General features: G+C 63.5%; 14 protein-coding genes. 8 read left to right on the forward strand and 6 right to left on the reverse strand.

What is annotated here, in order from left to right; all coding sequences use genetic code 11:
* Window positions 1-194 precede the first annotated feature (194 nt).
* The 4 genes from zapE to LOY69_RS19630 all read left to right on the forward strand — a co-directional run bounded on the left by zapE (window position 195) and on the right by LOY69_RS19630 (window position 3,712).
* Window positions 195-1,313, forward strand: coding sequence for a cell division protein ZapE (gene zapE, locus LOY69_RS19615; RefSeq protein WP_265073459.1), 1,119 nt, complete (start codon window positions 195-197; stop codon window positions 1,311-1,313).
* A complete protein-coding gene (locus tag LOY69_RS19620) occupies window positions 1,306-1,938 on the forward strand; it encodes a hypothetical protein (protein WP_265073460.1) in 633 nt (210 codons plus the stop codon). The genes zapE and LOY69_RS19620 overlap by 8 nt, the downstream gene beginning before the upstream one ends.
* The gene (locus tag LOY69_RS19625; protein WP_258010411.1) at window positions 1,922-2,299 is read left to right on the forward strand and encodes a hypothetical protein; all 378 of its coding nucleotides are present in this window, start codon (window positions 1,922-1,924) and stop codon (window positions 2,297-2,299) included. The genes LOY69_RS19620 and LOY69_RS19625 overlap by 17 nt, the downstream gene beginning before the upstream one ends.
* Before the next feature lie 99 nt (window positions 2,300-2,398).
* Window positions 2,399-3,712 (forward strand): leucine-rich repeat-containing protein kinase family protein, encoded by a 1,314-nt coding sequence (locus LOY69_RS19630; protein WP_265073461.1) that lies wholly within the window; start codon window positions 2,399-2,401, stop codon window positions 3,710-3,712.
* A 68-nt stretch (window positions 3,713-3,780) separates the two neighbouring features.
* On the opposite strand, the gene LOY69_RS19635 is transcribed toward LOY69_RS19630, so the two are convergent.
* The 3 genes from LOY69_RS19635 to LOY69_RS19645 all read right to left on the reverse strand — a co-directional run bounded on the left by LOY69_RS19635 (window position 3,781) and on the right by LOY69_RS19645 (window position 7,521).
* Entirely contained in the window at window positions 3,781-4,485 is a 705-nt protein-coding gene (locus tag LOY69_RS19635; RefSeq protein WP_060840179.1) for a YebC/PmpR family DNA-binding transcriptional regulator, read from the reverse strand.
* A gap of 119 nt (window positions 4,486-4,604) precedes the next feature.
* Window positions 4,605-5,996: an FAD-dependent oxidoreductase gene (locus LOY69_RS19640; RefSeq protein WP_102881822.1), complete on the reverse strand. Its 1,392-nt coding sequence runs from the start codon at window positions 5,994-5,996 to the stop codon at window positions 4,605-4,607.
* A gap of 100 nt (window positions 5,997-6,096) precedes the next feature.
* Window positions 6,097-7,521 carry an MFS transporter gene (locus LOY69_RS19645; RefSeq protein ID WP_265073462.1) on the reverse strand — a complete coding sequence of 475 codons (1,425 nt, stop codon included), beginning with the start codon at window positions 7,519-7,521 and terminating at the stop codon, window positions 6,097-6,099.
* Window positions 7,522-7,709: 188 nt separating this feature from the next.
* Here LOY69_RS19645 and LOY69_RS19650 point away from each other — a divergent pair, with 188 nt between their 5' ends.
* On the forward strand, window positions 7,710-8,597 hold the full coding sequence (locus LOY69_RS19650; protein ID WP_265073463.1) for a LysR substrate-binding domain-containing protein: 888 nt from the start codon (window positions 7,710-7,712) through the stop codon (window positions 8,595-8,597).
* Window positions 8,598-8,758: 161 nt separating this feature from the next.
* On the opposite strand, the gene LOY69_RS19655 is transcribed toward LOY69_RS19650, so the two are convergent.
* Window positions 8,759-9,616, reverse strand: a complete 858-nt coding sequence (locus tag LOY69_RS19655; protein ID WP_110652853.1) for a LysR substrate-binding domain-containing protein — start codon at window positions 9,614-9,616, stop codon at window positions 8,759-8,761.
* 110 nt (window positions 9,617-9,726) lie between these two features.
* On the opposite strand from LOY69_RS19655, the gene LOY69_RS19660 reads away from it, so the two are divergent.
* The 3 genes from LOY69_RS19660 to LOY69_RS19670 all read left to right on the forward strand — a co-directional run bounded on the left by LOY69_RS19660 (window position 9,727) and on the right by LOY69_RS19670 (window position 12,519).
* Window positions 9,727-10,836 carry a 2-aminoethylphosphonate--pyruvate transaminase gene (locus LOY69_RS19660; protein WP_265073464.1) on the forward strand — a complete coding sequence of 370 codons (1,110 nt, stop codon included), beginning with the start codon at window positions 9,727-9,729 and terminating at the stop codon, window positions 10,834-10,836.
* Window positions 10,837-10,938: 102 nt separating this feature from the next.
* Window positions 10,939-11,766 (forward strand): phosphonoacetaldehyde hydrolase, encoded by an 828-nt coding sequence (gene phnX / locus LOY69_RS19665; protein ID WP_110652855.1) that lies wholly within the window; start codon window positions 10,939-10,941, stop codon window positions 11,764-11,766.
* A gap of 198 nt (window positions 11,767-11,964) precedes the next feature.
* On the forward strand, window positions 11,965-12,519 hold the full coding sequence (locus LOY69_RS19670) for a cytochrome b (protein ID WP_265073465.1): 555 nt from the start codon (window positions 11,965-11,967) through the stop codon (window positions 12,517-12,519).
* Here LOY69_RS19670 and LOY69_RS19675 read toward each other — a convergent pair.
* Window positions 12,510-13,439 carry a 1-aminocyclopropane-1-carboxylate deaminase/D-cysteine desulfhydrase gene (locus tag LOY69_RS19675; protein WP_265074913.1) on the reverse strand — a complete coding sequence of 310 codons (930 nt, stop codon included), beginning with the start codon at window positions 13,437-13,439 and terminating at the stop codon, window positions 12,510-12,512. The two genes, LOY69_RS19670 and LOY69_RS19675, sit on opposite strands and share 10 nt — an antisense overlap.
* A gap of 75 nt (window positions 13,440-13,514) precedes the next feature.
* Window positions 13,515-15,554, reverse strand: coding sequence for an NADPH-dependent 2,4-dienoyl-CoA reductase (locus LOY69_RS19680; protein WP_102881826.1), 2,040 nt, complete (start codon window positions 15,552-15,554; stop codon window positions 13,515-13,517).
* Between the last annotated feature and the right edge of the window lie 41 nt (window positions 15,555-15,595).

The following is a 15,595-nucleotide window of genomic DNA, read 5'->3' on the forward strand; positions in this document are numbered from 1 at the left end:
AGGAGCATTCGCTGAAATCAGGTTAGCAACCGCGGGCGAAACTGCCAGTTAGCGTATTAATCGACCTGCCCGGTGTGAATGACCGTCTATCGCCGCCATGCCTTTTCGAGATCACTGGCTGTTGGGTTTTCTATTGGTTAAATTGTCGCGCCGCTTTTAAGGTAGGCGGCCTGGAATCATCGGGGTAACCACCATTGGCCGCTTTACCGCCAACACCTGCACAGACTCAATCACCCTGGCGACGCCTGTTCGCCCGAGCCTTGCGCCGCCCGAACGGTGCCGGTGGTGTGATCCATGACTACTTTCGCCACAAGGCCCAGGACCTGGGATACACCCTCAGCCACAGCCAATTGCGGGTCATCGACTGCATGGCCCGGCAGGCCGACGACCTGATGCAACCCCCTGGCAAGGCCCAGAGCCTGTACCTGTACGGCGCCGTCGGCCGGGGCAAGAGCTGGTTGCTGGACGGCTTCTTCCGCGCCTTGCCCATCGCCGAAAAACAGCGCCTGCACTTCCACGACTTCTTCGCCCAGTTGCACCAGGGCATGTTCCGCCATCAGCAGCAGGCCGACGCTCTGGAAGCCACCCTGGATGAACTGCTCAACCAGTGCCGAGTGCTGTGCTTCGATGAGTTCCATGTCCATGACATTGGCGATGCGATGCTGATCACCCGGCTGTTCAAGGCCCTGTTCAACCGCGGCATCACGCTGTTACTGACCTCCAACTACGCCCCCGAGGGCCTGCTGCCCAACCCGCTGTACCACGCCCGCTTCAAGCCGGTGATCGAACTGATCAACGGGCGCATGCAGGTGATGGAGGTGGGAGGCCCCCACGACTACCGGAGCCAGGCCCGCTCCCACGATCAGCAGCTCTTCACCCAGGGTCACTATGTGTGGCCCGGCACCCCGGCCCAGCGCCAGGCCCTGGAACTGCCCGAGCGCCATGCCGCAGCGGCGCAACTGACAGTAGGCGCCCGGCAACTAACCGTGCGCCAGATCCAGCAGCGCAGCATCCGTTTTGAATTCAACGATGTGTGCGAACAGCCCACGGCCGTCATGGACTACCTGGAACTGAGTCGCCACTTCGACACCTGGATCATCGACGAACTGCCGGAGCTGGGAGAATGCTCGATCGCCGCCCAGCAACGCTTCATCAACCTGATCGACGTGCTCTACGACCAGGACAAACGCCTGCTGCTGATCGGCCAGCGCCCGCTGCACGAATGTCTCGGCGGCCACGCCATCGACCTGGCGCGCACCCGCAGCCGCCTCGGGCAACTGCGGGAAATCGGTCCCGGGCCGGCCCATGGCTGAGCCAGCGCACACCTGCATGCACAGGCTGCCGCTGACTTTTTTCCAGCTGCTTGACCTGCACCTGAGCAACTTGACGCTCGAACATCCGTGCCGGTTTGGCCTGCTGGCGTTCTCCCCCGCCGAATTCGCGGCAAAGGGCTACGAACTGATCGGCGAGCCCACGGACTTTCACTTCTACGAAAAGAGCCACTTGACGGATTACCACCAGCGAACGCTGGAGGTGATTTTCAAGTGCTACTTCTTCGGCCAGCAACGGATTGACAGTGGCTTCAACCTGGTGTGCGGCGTCCGCCTTACAACCTTGCTCAAGTACCTCAAAGGTTGGACCAAACCGGGCCACAGCCTGGCCTTTTACTTCTCGCACGACAAGAAAGAAGGCGCAGTGATTCTGGATGACCGGCATGTGATGCGTTTCAACCAATGGAGCGCCAGAGGCGCCTATCTGATTGCCACCCTGGAAAGCGACTTTGACTCAAGCAACCCCTCGGGCAGGATGGCCACCGAGTCAGTCAAAAAGACCTTTGAACACTACAGCCTGGCGTTGATCTTGCGCGACACCAGAAATACCAAGCAACCCGCCGCGTTCCGCAGGCTGGCTAGAGAAATGAATGATGCAATCATTTGATCGCGATGAAATCTATCGACTCATAGCCGCTCTGCTCAAAGCCATTCAAAACGGCGAGCGACCCGCGTTATCGGCATTTGCAGTGAGCCCGGCCATTCATGAGGAAATCATCGAGGAGCTGGAGTACTCGGGGGAGCAGGTTACGAACCTGACGGTCCCGCCTTATCACCTGGCCTTCAAGCCCGACAGCAGCGGCCGAGTTCCTCTGGACGTTTACCCGACAGAGGACGATCCACAATCGAGGCGAGTGGCGTGCCAGCTATGGTCCGCAGGCCAGAGGACGGATCTCACCCTGATGGCCGACTACTCGGAAAAACAGGAGGCAGCAGCCCTGACGTTCAGGCTGTTGGAAACACAGTAACCCTCGGCCCCGTCGGCAAATGGCCTATCCAGCAGCAAAACCCACCGATCTCCTTTATTCTGCTGCCCCTTTTCCTTCTTTCGAGTACTGACGCTGTTCATGGATACCCTTGCTCAACTGCGGGCCGGCCAGCTGGCCGGAATCAAGCGCCTGGACCTGTCCTGTGGACTGACCGAGTTCCCCCGGGAGATCTTCGATCTCGCCGACTCGCTGGAGATCCTCAACCTCAGCGGCAACGCCCTGAGTAGCCTGCCCGACGACCTGCATCGCCTGACCCGCCTGCGCATCCTGTTCTGCTCGGACAACCAGTTCAGTGAAGTACCGGCCTGCCTCGGCCAATGTGCGCAGCTGAGCATGATCGGCTTCAAGGCCAACCGCATCGAACGGGTCCCGGCCGCCGCCCTGCCGCCGCAGTTGCGCTGGCTGATCCTCACCGACAACTGCATCAGTGAACTGCCCGAAGAGCTGGGTAAGCGCCCGCTGTTGCAAAAGCTCATGCTGGCCGGCAACCGCCTGACCACCCTGCCCCAGAGCCTGGGCCAGTGCCACAACCTGGAGCTGCTGCGGATCGCCGCCAACCGCCTGACCGAGCTGCCGCCGTTCCTCCTGGCCCTGCCACGCCTGACCTGGCTGGCCTACGCCGGCAATCCGCTGGAGTCGGAAGCCGACGCCACGGCGCTGGCATCCACGCCAAGCATTCCCTGGAGCGAACTGACCCTGGAGCAGCGCCTGGGCGAAGGCGCCTCGGGAGTGATTCACCAGGCCCAGTGGCAACCCGCCGGGCAGCCGCCGCGCGCGGTGGCGGTCAAGCTGTACAAGGGCGAGATGACCAGCGACGGCTCGCCGCTGCATGAAATGAACGCCTGTATCAGTGCCGGGTTGCATCCGAACCTGATCCGGGTCGAGGGCCGCATTGTCGAGCATCCCCAGGGCCAGAACGGACTGGTGATGCAACTGATCGCCCCCAGCTACCGCAACCTTGCGGCGCTGCCGAGCCTGGATTCCTGCTCCCGGGATATCTACCCGGATAACGCGCACTACCGTGCCGGCGTGATTCTGCGAATCGCCCGCGGCATCGCTTCGGTGGGCGCCCACCTGCATGCCCAGGGCATTACCCACGGCGACCTCTACGGCCACAACACCCTGTGGAATGAACAAGGCGACTGCCTGCTGGGGGATTTTGGCGCGGCGTCCTTCCATGCCAAGGACGACACCCCAGAGAGCCGGGCGCTGCAACGCCTGGAAGTGCGGGCCTTCGGTATCTTGCTGGAAGAATTGCTGGAGCGCGGGGATGGCTCGCTGAGCCTGGAACAGCGGCAGAAACTGGCGGCGCTGGTGCAGCGCTGCTGTCGGCCAGAGGTGCTGGCACGACCGGACTTTGCCCAGGTCTGTGAGGAATTGGCGGGGCTTTAAAACAGCTTCGCCGGCCAGCCGGCTCCTACAGAGGTATGCAGGAGCCGGCTGGCCGGCGAATGACGGTCTTAACCCGCCAGGCCGACGAACATGTCCTGCACGTCGTCATGGTTGTCCAGGCCTTCGAGGAAGGCCTCGACTTCAGCCATCTGCTCATCGCTCAGGCCGCTCACCGGGTTCTTCGGCTGATAGCCCAGCTTGGCCGACAACACGGTGAAACCTTGCTCGGGCAATGCCTTTTGTACGGCATCCAGGTCCGCAGGCTCGGTCAGGAACAGGGTCGCGCCCTCTTCGCCCGGCTCGAAATCCTGGGCTCCGGCTTCGATGGCGGCCAGTTCCGGATCGGCGTCCGGGCTGTCCGGCGAGGCTTCGATCATGCCCACGTGGTTGAAGTCCCAGGACACCGAGCCCGAAGCGCCCAGTTGGCCCTTGCGGAAGGCCACACGGATTTCCGCCACGGTGCGGTTGATGTTATCGGTCACGCATTCAACGATCAGCGGCACCTGGTGCGGGGCAAAACCTTCGTAGGTCACGCGGTGGTACTGCACGGTCTCGCCCAGTTGGCCCGAACCTTTCTTGATGGCGCGCTCAAGGGTCTCGCGGGGCATCGAAGCCTTTTTCGCCTGCTCCACCACCAGCCGCAGGTGGGCGTTGGTGGCGACGTCAGCGCCGTTACGTGCGGCAATGGTGATCTCTTTCACCAGCTTGCCGAAAATCTTGCCCTTGGCGTTGGCTGCCGCTTCTTTGTGTTTAACCTTCCACTGTGCGCCCATTACTCACTCTCTTGATCTATGGCGTCGAGTTGGATTTGGCCGACGCGATGGGCAAGTTTATACGTCCTCAGGGCCCTGATCGACCAAAAAGTCAGCGACCGGCCCTACCCCGCCAGGCTTCAGCCCTTGTCGGCCTTGCCGGCGGCCGCGGCGAAACGCGCCAGACGCACATCCAGATGCCGCGGCCGACGCCCATGATCCTCGGCACGCTCCTTGCGGCGAATGGCGTTGCGCACCATGAGCGAGCCCAGGTAGCGGATCGGCTCCGGGGGGAAGTAACCCAAGGGACCGTTGACCAGGGGCGAACGGGTCCAGGGATTGTCCAGGCCCTGGACCAGGGAAGCGAGGATCTGCCCTCCCATATGACAGGGGCCCACGCCGCTGCCGGAATAGCCGAACCCATAGAAGAGATTGCCAGCGCGGCTCATCTGACCGAAGAACGGCAACCCGGTGACCGAGCGATCCGACGGACCGTTCCAGGTCGCAGCCACCGGCACCTCGGCAAAGGCCGGGAAGAACTGCCCCAGGCTCTTGTGCAGCAACCCGGCATAGGGCGACGGCTGGTCGAACACCGGCAGCATGCGCCCACCGTAGGCAAAGGTGTTGCCGCCCTTGCCGAGCATGATCCGGCCGTCCGGGGTGTTGTGGTAGTAGTGCACGAAGATCCGCGAATCCAGCACCGTCACCCCGCTGGTCAAGCCGATCTGCTGCAGCAACTGCGGACGCGGCTCGGTGATCAGCATGTCACTGGAAACAATCGCCACACTGCGTTCGAACTGCGGGAAGGCCCGGGCCATCCAGGCGTTCATCGCCAACACCACGCGCTGGGCACGGATCTGTCCCAAAGGGGTGCGCAACAGCGCCGGGCGCCCTTCTTCCAATCCGGTCATGGCGCTGTGCTCATGGATTCTGACCCCCAATTGCAAGGCCACCCGACGCAAGCCACGCACCAGCAACCCCGGCTGCACACTGGCGGCGGCCGGCGAGTACCAGCCTTCCAGGTGCTGGCTGGAACCGGCCATGCGCTGCACATCGGCCAAGGGACGCTTCTCGAAGGAATTGATGCCCCGGCGTTCCAGGGCCGCGATCACCCCGTCGGTGGAGCCGACCTGGGCCTGGTTGGTGGCGGTGTACAAGGTACCGTCGAGGCGATAGTGAGCCTCCACTCCATAACGCTCGCAGAATGCGCCGATGGCATGGATGCTGCGCTCCGACTCCTTGACCAGGCGCACCGCCTCCTCGATGCCGAACAGACGCTCCAGGGTGAAGTACTTGGCCGACCAGGACAGCGCACAGCCGCCATTGCGCCCACTGGCACCGGCGCCGCAGATATCCGCCTCGATCAGCAGCACATCCAGCCCGGGGTTCTGCTCCTTGAGCATGATGGCTGTCCACAAACCGGTGTAGCCGCCGCCGACAATGGCCACCTCGCAGGTGGTATCGCCTTGCAGAGGCGGACAGGGGTCCAGGGTTTCCTGTTGCAGGGCCTGTTCCAACCAGAAAGGTCGCATGGGTAAGTCTCCAGGAAAAAAAACGGCAAGTGGATGCGCTGGCAAGCCAGCGCCTACAACACTTCGTAGGAGCCGGCTTGCCGGCGAAGAGGCAGAAAAGTCAGGAACGCAACGGCTTGATCAACAACGGTCCATTGGGAACGAGCCCGCGCACCGGCTCGCCCCCATGGGGTCGGCTGTTCCAGAACGGCATGAGCAACAGCGCCGAGACCAGGGCACACCCGGCAAACACGATGAACACCGTCACCGTGTCGAAATAGCCCGGCAACAAGCCCCCCAGTACCGCCCCCACCGAGCCACAGCCATTGACGAAGCCTGCCGCCGTGGCCCCGGCCTTGGCCGAACCGAAATCAATGGCCGCCGCGCCGCTGATCATCGAGTCCGGCCCGTACAGGGTCAGCCCCATGAAAAACAGCAGCAGCATCACCAGCAGCACGCTGCCGGTGTGCAGCGCCCCCATGAACAGCGCCAGGGACACCGTCAGCGCCAAGAGGCTGAGGACACAGGCCGGCATGCGCCGGGCACCGAACAGCTTGTCCGAGGCCAGGCCGATCATGATCGGCCCCAGCAGCCCGGCCAGCTCGAAGGTGGTGGGCACGATCGCCGCCCCCACCTTGCCCACCGACGGCATCTGCTCATAAACGATCACCGGTCCCCACAGCAGAATCGCGTAGCGCGCCGGTTTGAGCAGGAAGTACGACAGGCCGAGAACCAGCACCGTGCGATTGCGCAGGATCTCCCGCAACGGCTCCCAGACACTCAGGCGGCGCTCGGCGGCCTCCTCCTCGGCACTCTGTGGCGCCAATGGCTCCACCGCCGGCAAACCCACATCCTGCGGGGTGTTGCGCTGGAAGATAAAAAACAGCACCGCCGTCAGCCCCACCACCACGGCACTGGAGATGAACGCCGCATGCCAGGTGCCGATCAGGGTATAGGCCCACCAGCCGGCAAAGGGCGACGCCACCAGCCCGCCAAAGGCGTAGCAGGAACTCCATAGCCCCAGGACCCGGCCACGCTCCCGGGCAGGAAAGAAACTGCCCATGTTCTTGCACAGCCCGGACCAGCCGGTGGACTGCGCCAGCCCCTGGATCAGCATGCACGTGGCGAACACCGGCAAGGTGGCGAAGCTGCCCATGACCAGGGCCGCGGCCGCGGAGATCAGCAGGCCGCCCAGCACTACCACCCGCGGGCCGAAACGGTCGGCGAAGATTCCCCAGGTGAACTGGCCCACGGCGTAGGCCGCCAGGTAGATGGCGTCGAGGTTGGCCATGGCCATCTTGTCGAGAGTGAAGTCGGGATCGTCGGCGATCCCCAGTTTGGCGACGGAAAAGGCTTTGCGGGTGAAGTAGAACGCCGCGTAGGCGATCCAGGTGATGGCGAAAATCTGCACGCGCCAACGTTTGATGGTGCCGTTGTGCTTATTCATTGTGGTTCTGACCTCAGGGTGAGTGTGCCGGCAGAATGAGGAGCAAACGCCTGTGTTTTTTATTGTTGAGCACTGCAGCAGAGCCCTTGAGGCAGGCACTGCTGGTCAGATGAGTCCTGTTGCTTTCCCTGTTTCGGGACTTGGGGGTGCACGCACAGGCATCAGGGCCGGGTACGGGTCGACTGACGGGTCACCCGGCCTTGAAAGATGGAAGCAATTACCAACTAATAAGTGAAATCGATTTATCGTATTTCAAATATAAGTCCAGCTTGTAAGAGGATCTGCCCATGTCGGTTTCCCACGCACAGTTGAAGGCCTTTCATGCGGTGGCCGTGCACGGCAACTTCACCAAGGCCGCCGAACGCCTGTTCCTCACCCAGCCGGCGATTTCCGATCAGGTGCGCAAGCTCGAAGAGCGCTTCGGCGTCATCCTGTTCCATCGCAACAAACGCTCGGTACGCCTCACGGATCTGGGAGAACGCCTGCTGGCCATCACCCAGCGCCTGTTCGTGGTGGAGGCCGAAGTCAAGGAACTGCTGCAGGACTCCCAAGCCTTGCAGACCGGCAGCCTGGTACTGGCGGTGGATGCCCCGGTGCATGTGCTGCCGCAGATCGCCCGGTTCTGCGAGCTGTACCCCGGGATCAATGTGAAGATCGAGACCGGCAACACCGACGAATCCCTGCTGCGCCTGTTCAACTACCAGGCCGACCTGGCCCTGCTGGGACGCGAGGTGGACGACGAGCGCCTGCTGTCCTTGACCCTGCGCAACGACCCGATGGTGGCCTTTGTCTCGCGCAATCATCCCTGGGCCGATCGCCAGTCCATCTGCCTGGCCGACCTGGATGACACGCCCCTGGTGCTGCGGGAAGTCGGCTCGGTAACCCGGCAGACCCTGGAAGAGGAAATGAATCGGGCCGGCCTGCGGATTCGCCCAACCATCCAGGTGGAAGGCCGGGAAGCGGCGCGGGAGGCGGTAGTGGTGGGGATTGGCGTGGGGGTGGTCTCGGCGGCGGAGTTCGGCGCCGACTCCCGGGTCTGCGCCCTGCCGATCATCGACTGTCAGCGGCGCATGACCGAAACCCTGGTGTGCCTGCGCGAGCAGAGTTCACGGCGGATCGTCGCGACCTTTCTCGATCTGGTACGCGAAAGCCTGGCCTCCCCCACCGCCCCGTAGGCGCCGGCTTGCCGGCGAAAGCGATCTCCAGGCACCACTACCGTAGGAGCCGGCTTGCCGGCGAAGGCGATCTCCCAGGCACCGCTACCGTAGGAGTCTGGCTTGCCGGCGAAGGCGATCCCTGGGGCCTCTTCGCTGGCAAGCCAGCTCCTACGGGGCGGTCAAGGAGCCAGGGCGAAAAACGCCTGGATCAAGCGCAGGTCACGGCGCCGTTCCATGCAACCGAGCATGTGCCGGTTGATCAGGCCAGCACCACGTATCGGCACCGTGCACACCCGCGGGTCGTGCCCCACTTCCACTGAACTGACGATCCCGACCCCCAACTGCGCCGCCACCGCTTCGGTCACCGCCTCGCGGCTGTCCAGTTCCAGCAGCACGCGGGGCTGGACCCTGGCCAGCACGCAAGCCTCATCAAAGGTGCGCCGGGTGATGGAACTGGGTTCGCGCAGCACCATGATCACCTGATCCAGTTGTTCGATGGCAATGCCTTCGGGCAGCTCCAGCCAGGGATGCCCCTGGGGCACCAGGGCACACATCCGCGACTCACCCAGGCTTTGCAGGTGCAGGCCCTTGCGCGGCTCGACTTCGGTCAGCACCGCCACGTCGGCGTGTTCCGACAGCAGCGCCGCCAGGGTTTCCTGGGCATTGCCCAGGCGCAGGTTGACCGTCACCCCCGGATACTTCGCCCGCAGGCTGGCCAGCATCGGCATCACCATGTGCGGGCCGTCCGCCGCCACTTCCAGGCGCCCGGTCAGCAATTGCCGGTTGGCCTCGAGCATGGCCTGGGCCTCTTCGGCCAGGCCGAACATGGCCCGGGTGATGGCCGCCAGCTTGATGCCTTCCTCGGTCAGTTCCACCCGGCGCGCAGTGCGCCGCAGCAGGGTGATCTGGTAATGCTCTTCCAGGGCCTTGATATGCCCGGTCACCGCCGGCTGGCTGATAAACAGCCGCCCAGCGGCCCGGGTGAAGCTGCCTTCACGGGCCACGGCGTCGAATGCGCGGAGTTGAAACAGGTTCATAGCTATCGGCCTCACTGATGGCTGGCATAACAACAAACAATTTGATTGATGACAAGGCAAACTGCAATTTAGTCCCCGTAGCTTCATCCCATCACTTTCGAGGACACAGCATGAGCATCGCCGAGCCAATCCTGCTTACCCCCGGGCCCCTGACCACATCCGCCCGCACCCGCCAGGCGATGCTGGTGGACTGGGGTTCATGGGATGACCGCTTCAACCAACTGACAGCCAGCCTGTGCCAGCAACTGCTGGCCATCGTCAACGGCGCCGACAGCCACCACTGCGTCCCCCTGCAAGGCAGCGGCACCTTTGCCGTGGAAGCCGCCATCGGCACCCTGGTGCCCCGCAACGGCAAGGTCCTGGTGCTGATCAACGGTGCCTACGGCAAGCGCCTGGCGAAAATCTGCGAAGTGCTCGGCCGCGACTTCAGCACCTTTGAAACCGCCGAGGACGAACCCACCACCGCCGCCGACGTCGAGCGCCTGCTCCAGGCCGACCACCGCATCAGCCACGTGGCCCTGATCCACTGCGAAACCAGCACCGGCATCCTCAACCCGCTGCCGGAGATCGCCCAGGTGGTGGCCCGCCACGGCAAACGCCTGATCATCGACGCCATGAGCTCCTTTGGCGCCCTGCCCATCGATGCCCGGGAAATCCCCTTCGAGGCGCTGATCGCCGCCTCCGGCAAATGCCTGGAAGGCGTGCCCGGCATGGGTTTTGTCTTCACCCGCAAGGAGTCCCTGGCCCAGGCGGCGGGCAACGCCCATTCCCTGGCCATGGACTTGCACGACCAGCACAGCTACATGGCCAAGACCGGCCAGTGGCGCTTCACCCCACCGACCCACGTGGTCGCTGCGTTACATGAAGCCCTGCTGCAGTACAACGAGGAAGGCGGCCTGCCGGCACGCCATGCGCGCTACGCCGACAACTGTCGGACACTGCTGGAAGGCATGGGGAACTTGGGCTTGCGCAGCTTTCTGCCGGAAGCAATCCAGGCGCCGATCATCGTCACCTTCCATGCCCCGCAAGACCCGCGTTACCAGTTCAAGGATTTCTATGAACGGGTCAAGGCCAAGGGCTACATCCTCTACCCGGGCAAGCTGACCCAAGTCGAAACCTTCCGCGTGGGCTGCATCGGTCACGTCGACCGCCGCGGCATGCAGGCCGCCGTCGCCGCCATCGCCGAGGTACTGCAGGAAATGGAAGTCGAGAACATCTGACTCCCCGCCGTGCCTGCAGGAGCGAGCTTGCTCGCGAAACAGGCGATGCGATCCCGAACCTTTTTTCGCGAGCAAGCTCGCTCCCACACAGGCATTGAAACCATGAACTACAGCAACCCTTCTCAGCTGCAAGCGGCGATCCTCGACTGGGCCGGCACCGTGGTGGACTTCGGCTCCTTCGCTCCGACGCAGATCTTTGTCGAAGCCTTTGCCGAATTCGATGTGCAGGTGTCTATCGAAGAAGCCCGCGGCCCCATGGGCATGGGTAAGTGGGACCATATCCGCACCCTGTGCGACCTGCCGGAGGTGGCCGAGCGCTACCGCAAAGTCTTCGGCCGTACGCCCACCGATGCCGACGTCACAGCCATCTACGAGCGCTTCATGCCATTGCAGATCGAGAAAATCGCCGAGCACTCGGCACTGATTCCTGGCGCCCTGGAAGTGATTGCCAAGCTGCGCGAGCAAGGCATCAAGATCGGCTCCTGCTCCGGCTACCCCAAGCAGGTGATGGACAAGGTGGTGGCCCTGGCCGCCAGCAACGGCTACGTCGCCGACCATGTAGTGGCCACCGACGAAGTGCCCAACGGTCGCCCCTGGCCGGCCCAGGCCCTGGCCAATGTGATCGCCCTGGGCATCGATGATGTTGCCGCCTGCGTGAAGATCGACGACACCGTGCCAGGGATTCTCGAAGGCCGGCGCGCCGGCATGTGGACCGTGGCCCTGATCTGCTCGGGCAACGCCCTGGGCCTGAGCTATGACGGCTTCCGTGCCCTGGCCAGCGACACCCTGGCCAGCGAGCGCAAGCGCATCCATAAACTGTTCGAGGCTTCGCGCCCGCACTACATGATCGACACCATTGCCGATCTGCCTCAGGTCATCGCCGACATCAACCAGCGCCTGGCCCGAGGAGAGATGCCCCAGAGCCACTGATCAGGCCCCAGCTCCACAACTAAACGGCGGCGCTCCTGGCACCGCCGTTTTTTTATCGGGCATTGCCCCGCCAGGGCCCTGGCAAGGGCGATAAAAGCCCCTGTCGACTCAGGCAAACCCTCGGATAGCGGATTACAGTTACAGCACTCCGTCATGCAAGAACGGAGGCTTCAGACCTGATGACCGAGGATGTCCCGTATGCTCTGGAAAAACACTGAGTCTCGCTACAGCAGCATGACGATCACCCTGCACTGGTTGATGCTGGTGCTCTTGGCGGTGGTTTACGCCTGTATCGAATTTCGCGGCATCTTTCCCAAGGGCAGCGGCGCTCGCACGCTGATTGTCGAAGCCCACTTCATGCTCGGCCTGACGGTGTTCGTTCTGGTCTGGCTGCGGCTGTTCGCGCGCACCCAGGGCGTAGCACCGAAGATCGTGCCCAACCCGCCGCAGTGGCAAAGGCTGCTGGCGACGCTCATGCACTGGGCGCTCTACCTGTTCATGATCGCCATGCCGCTGCTCGGTTGGCTGACCACCAGCGCCAAGGGGCATCAAGTGATGTTCTACGGTTTCGATCTGCCGCTGCTGGTGGCAGAGGACAAAAACCTGGCCAAACAACTCCAGGGCTGGCACGAACTGCTGGGTACCTTCGGCTACTGGCTGATCGGACTGCATGCCCTGGCCGGGCTCTATCACCACTACGTGATGCGCGATAACACCCTGCAACGCATGTGGCGCAAAGCGGATCAGGCCTGATCGGCGAATCCACGGCGGCCTTGCAAGCCGCCGGTATGCACGAAGATCAACCGGCTACCCGCGGCAAAGCGCCCGGCCAGGACCTGCGCCTGCAAGGCCAGCAGGGCCTTGCCGGTGTACAGCGGTTCCAATGGCAAGCCGCTGTATCGCTCACTCAGTTGGATGAACTCCCGCAACTCTGCGTCGACCTTGGCAAAACCGCCACGACTGCTGTCCAGCAGCTCATAACGGCCACTGTTCAGCCCGGCCTCCTGCAAAATATCCGCAACCTGCTGCGCCACCCCGTGATCCGCAGGCACCGCCAGTGCGCCATACACCGGGTGCGCGCCAGCCTCCGCCAGCACCAGCCCGGCCAGGGTGGTGCCAGTACCGACGGCCAGCCACCAACCGTGATAGTCGCTCCAGCCCAAGGCCGGTAACTGTTGCTGCACCTGTTGTAGCAACGGCCGGCAGCCTGAAGCCCCCGCCAGGCCACCGCCCCCTTCGGGCACCGGATACAGCTCGGGGTACTGCGCCTGCCAAGGCGCCCAGAAACCGGGGGCATGGCGCTCCCGGTAACCGGCGTAACCCAGCCAGTGCACCTGCATGCCGAAACGCTGCAGGTCGCGCACGGTCGGGGTGTCTTGTGGATGGCCGCGCAACAGCCCGACCGTGGGGAAGGCAAAACGCCGACCGGCAGCGGCCAGGGCGTGCAAATGATTGGAATGGGCACCGCCCAGGCTGATGATGCCGGCGGCACCACACTGGCGTGCGGTTGCCAGGTGTCCGGTCAGCTTGAACCACTTGTTGCCGCTGATCAGCGGATCGATCAGGTCCAGGCGCAGCACCGCCACCTCGACCCCGGCTTGAGACAGCCAGTCCAGGTCCAGCCGTTGCAGCGGTGCCTGGGGCAGCCAATCGAAGGAATCGGGAAAGGACATCGGCGTCAGGTTCAACATGCAAAGAGGCGCAGTCTACCAGTGCGCCTCTTTGCCCGCTGCGTGTCGCTGACGCCGTTACAGCTGTGCCGCCAGGCGCGAGCCCTGATTGATGGCACGCTTGGCGTCGAGCTCCGCGGCCACATCGGCGCCGCCGATCAAGTGCACATTCTGCCCGGCGGCCAGCAGGCCGTCCTGCAGCTCACGCAGCGGGTCCTGACCGGCGCAGATGACGATGTTGTCGACCGGCAGCACCTGGGGTTCTCCTGCCTCGCCAATGCGGATATGCAGACCGGCGTCGTCGATCTTCAGGTACTCGACGCTGTTGAGCATCTGTACCTGCTTGTTCTTCAACCCGGTGCGGTGAATCCAGCCGGTGGTCTTGCCCAGGCCGTCGCCGACCTTGGTTTTCTTGCGCTGCAGCAGGAACACTTGGCGGGCCGGTGCATGGGGCTCAGCCTTGATTCCCGCTACGCCACCACGGGCTTCGAGCTGGGTATCGATGCCCCATTCCTTCCAGAACGCTTCACGGTCCTGGCTGGTGGCCACGCCCTGGTGCACCAGGAACTCGGAAACGTCGAAGCCAATGCCACCGGCACCGATCACTGCCACGCTCTTGCCGACCGGCTTGCGCTCGAGCAGCACGTCCAGGTAGCTCAGGACCTTGGAATGCTCCACCCCGGGAATCGCCGGCACACGCGGGGCGATACCGGTGGCCAGGATGATTTCGTCAAAACCGCCGGCCACCAGTTGCTCCACATCCACCCGAGTGTTCAGGCACAGCTCGACATGACTGGTCTGCAGCTTGCGCTTGAAGTAACGCAGGGTTTCATAGAACTCCTCCTTGCCCGGCACCCGCTTGGCGATGTTGAACTGGCCACCGATCTCGCTGGCGGAGTCGAACAGGGTCACCTGATGGCCACGTTCAGCGGCCACGGTCGCGGCGGACAGGCCTGCCGGGCCGGCCCCCACTACGGCAATCTTCTTGATCTGCGTGACCGGCAGGTAGTTCAGCTCGGTCTCGTGGCAGGCACGGGGGTTGACCAGGCAACTGGTGAGCTTGCCGCCGAAGGTATGGTCCAGGCACGCCTGGTTACAGCCGATGCAGGTGTTGATCTCGTCGGCGCGACCGGCGGCGGCTTTATTGACGAAGTCTGGATCGGCGAGGAACGGCCGAGCCATGGAAACCATGTCGGCATCGCCCTCGGCGAGGATCTGCTCGGCGATTTCCGGGGTGTTGATGCGGTTGGTGGTGATCAGCGGAATGCTCACCGAACCGCGCAGCTTGGCCGTGACTTTGCTGAATGCGGCGCGAGGCACCTTGGTGGCGATGGTGGGAATTCGCGCTTCGTGCCAGCCGATCCCGGTATTGATGAGGGTGGCGCCGGCCTGTTCGATGGCCTGGGCCAGTTGCACGATTTCTTCCCAGGTGCTGCCGCCTTCCACCAGGTCGAGCATCGACAGGCGGAAGATGATGATGAAGTTCGGACCGACCGCCTCACGCACCCGGCGAACGATTTCCACCGGCAGGCGCATGCGGTTTTCGTAGCTGCCACCCCAGCGGTCGGTACGGTGGTTGGTGTGGGCCGCCAGGAACTGGTTAATGAAATAACCTTCCGAGCCCATGATTTCGACGCCGTCGTACTCGGCTTTCTGGGCCAGGGTCGAGCAGGTGACGAAGTCGCGGATCTGCTTCTCGATGCCTTCCTCGTCCAGCTCCTTGGGCTTGAACGGGTTGATCGGCGCCTGGATCGCGCTGGGGGCGACCTGCTTGGGGCTGTAGGCATAACGCCCGGCGTGGAGAATCTGCATGCAGATCTTGCCACCCGCCTCGTGCACCGCACGAGTGACGATCTGGTGCTTGAGGGCCTCTTCCTCGGTGGTCAGCTTGGCGGCGCCGGAATACACCCCGCCCTCGTCGTTGGGACCGATACCGCCGGTGACCATCAGGCCCACACCGCCGCGGGCACGCTCGGCAAAATACGCCGCCATGCGCTCGAAACCGCCGGGCTTCTCTTCCAGACCGGTGTGCATGGACCCCATCAGGGTACGGTTGCGCAGGGTGGTGAACCCCAGGTCGAGGGGGGCCAGCAAGTGCGGGTAAGGTGCGGCAGCCATGGTGTCACTCCAGATCGGGCAATCACGGAAAGTGTGGAAGC

The sequence above is a fragment of the Pseudomonas sp. B21-059 genome (assembly GCF_026016285.1).
GTDB classification, from domain to species: Bacteria; Pseudomonadota; Gammaproteobacteria; order Pseudomonadales; family Pseudomonadaceae; genus Aquipseudomonas; species Aquipseudomonas danubii.

What these genes read in the sequence shown, in the direction of transcription:
- LOY69_RS19620 (WP_265073460.1), top strand. Translation starts at nt 1,306, where the DNA reads ATGGCTGAGCCAGCGCACACCTGCATGCACAGGCTGCCGCTGACTTTT.
- LOY69_RS19625 (WP_258010411.1), top strand. Translation starts at nt 1,922, where the DNA reads ATGATGCAATCATTTGATCGCGATGAAATCTATCGACTCATAGCCGCT.
- LOY69_RS19630 (WP_265073461.1), top strand. Translation starts at nt 2,399, where the DNA reads ATGGATACCCTTGCTCAACTGCGGGCCGGCCAGCTGGCCGGAATCAAG.
- LOY69_RS19635 (WP_060840179.1), bottom strand. Translation starts at nt 4,485, where the DNA reads ATGGGCGCACAGTGGAAGGTTAAACACAAAGAAGCGGCAGCCAACGCC.
- LOY69_RS19640 (WP_102881822.1), bottom strand. Translation starts at nt 5,996, where the DNA reads ATGCGACCTTTCTGGTTGGAACAGGCCCTGCAACAGGAAACCCTGGAC.
- LOY69_RS19650 (WP_265073463.1), top strand. Translation starts at nt 7,710, where the DNA reads ATGTCGGTTTCCCACGCACAGTTGAAGGCCTTTCATGCGGTGGCCGTG.
- LOY69_RS19655 (WP_110652853.1), bottom strand. Translation starts at nt 9,616, where the DNA reads ATGAACCTGTTTCAACTCCGCGCATTCGACGCCGTGGCCCGTGAAGGC.
- LOY69_RS19660 (WP_265073464.1), top strand. Translation starts at nt 9,727, where the DNA reads ATGAGCATCGCCGAGCCAATCCTGCTTACCCCCGGGCCCCTGACCACA.
- phnX (WP_110652855.1), top strand. Translation starts at nt 10,939, where the DNA reads ATGAACTACAGCAACCCTTCTCAGCTGCAAGCGGCGATCCTCGACTGG.
- LOY69_RS19670 (WP_265073465.1), top strand. Translation starts at nt 11,965, where the DNA reads ATGCTCTGGAAAAACACTGAGTCTCGCTACAGCAGCATGACGATCACC.
- LOY69_RS19675 (WP_265074913.1), bottom strand. Translation starts at nt 13,439, where the DNA reads ATGTCCTTTCCCGATTCCTTCGATTGGCTGCCCCAGGCACCGCTGCAA.
- LOY69_RS19680 (WP_102881826.1), bottom strand. Translation starts at nt 15,554, where the DNA reads ATGGCTGCCGCACCTTACCCGCACTTGCTGGCCCCCCTCGACCTGGGG.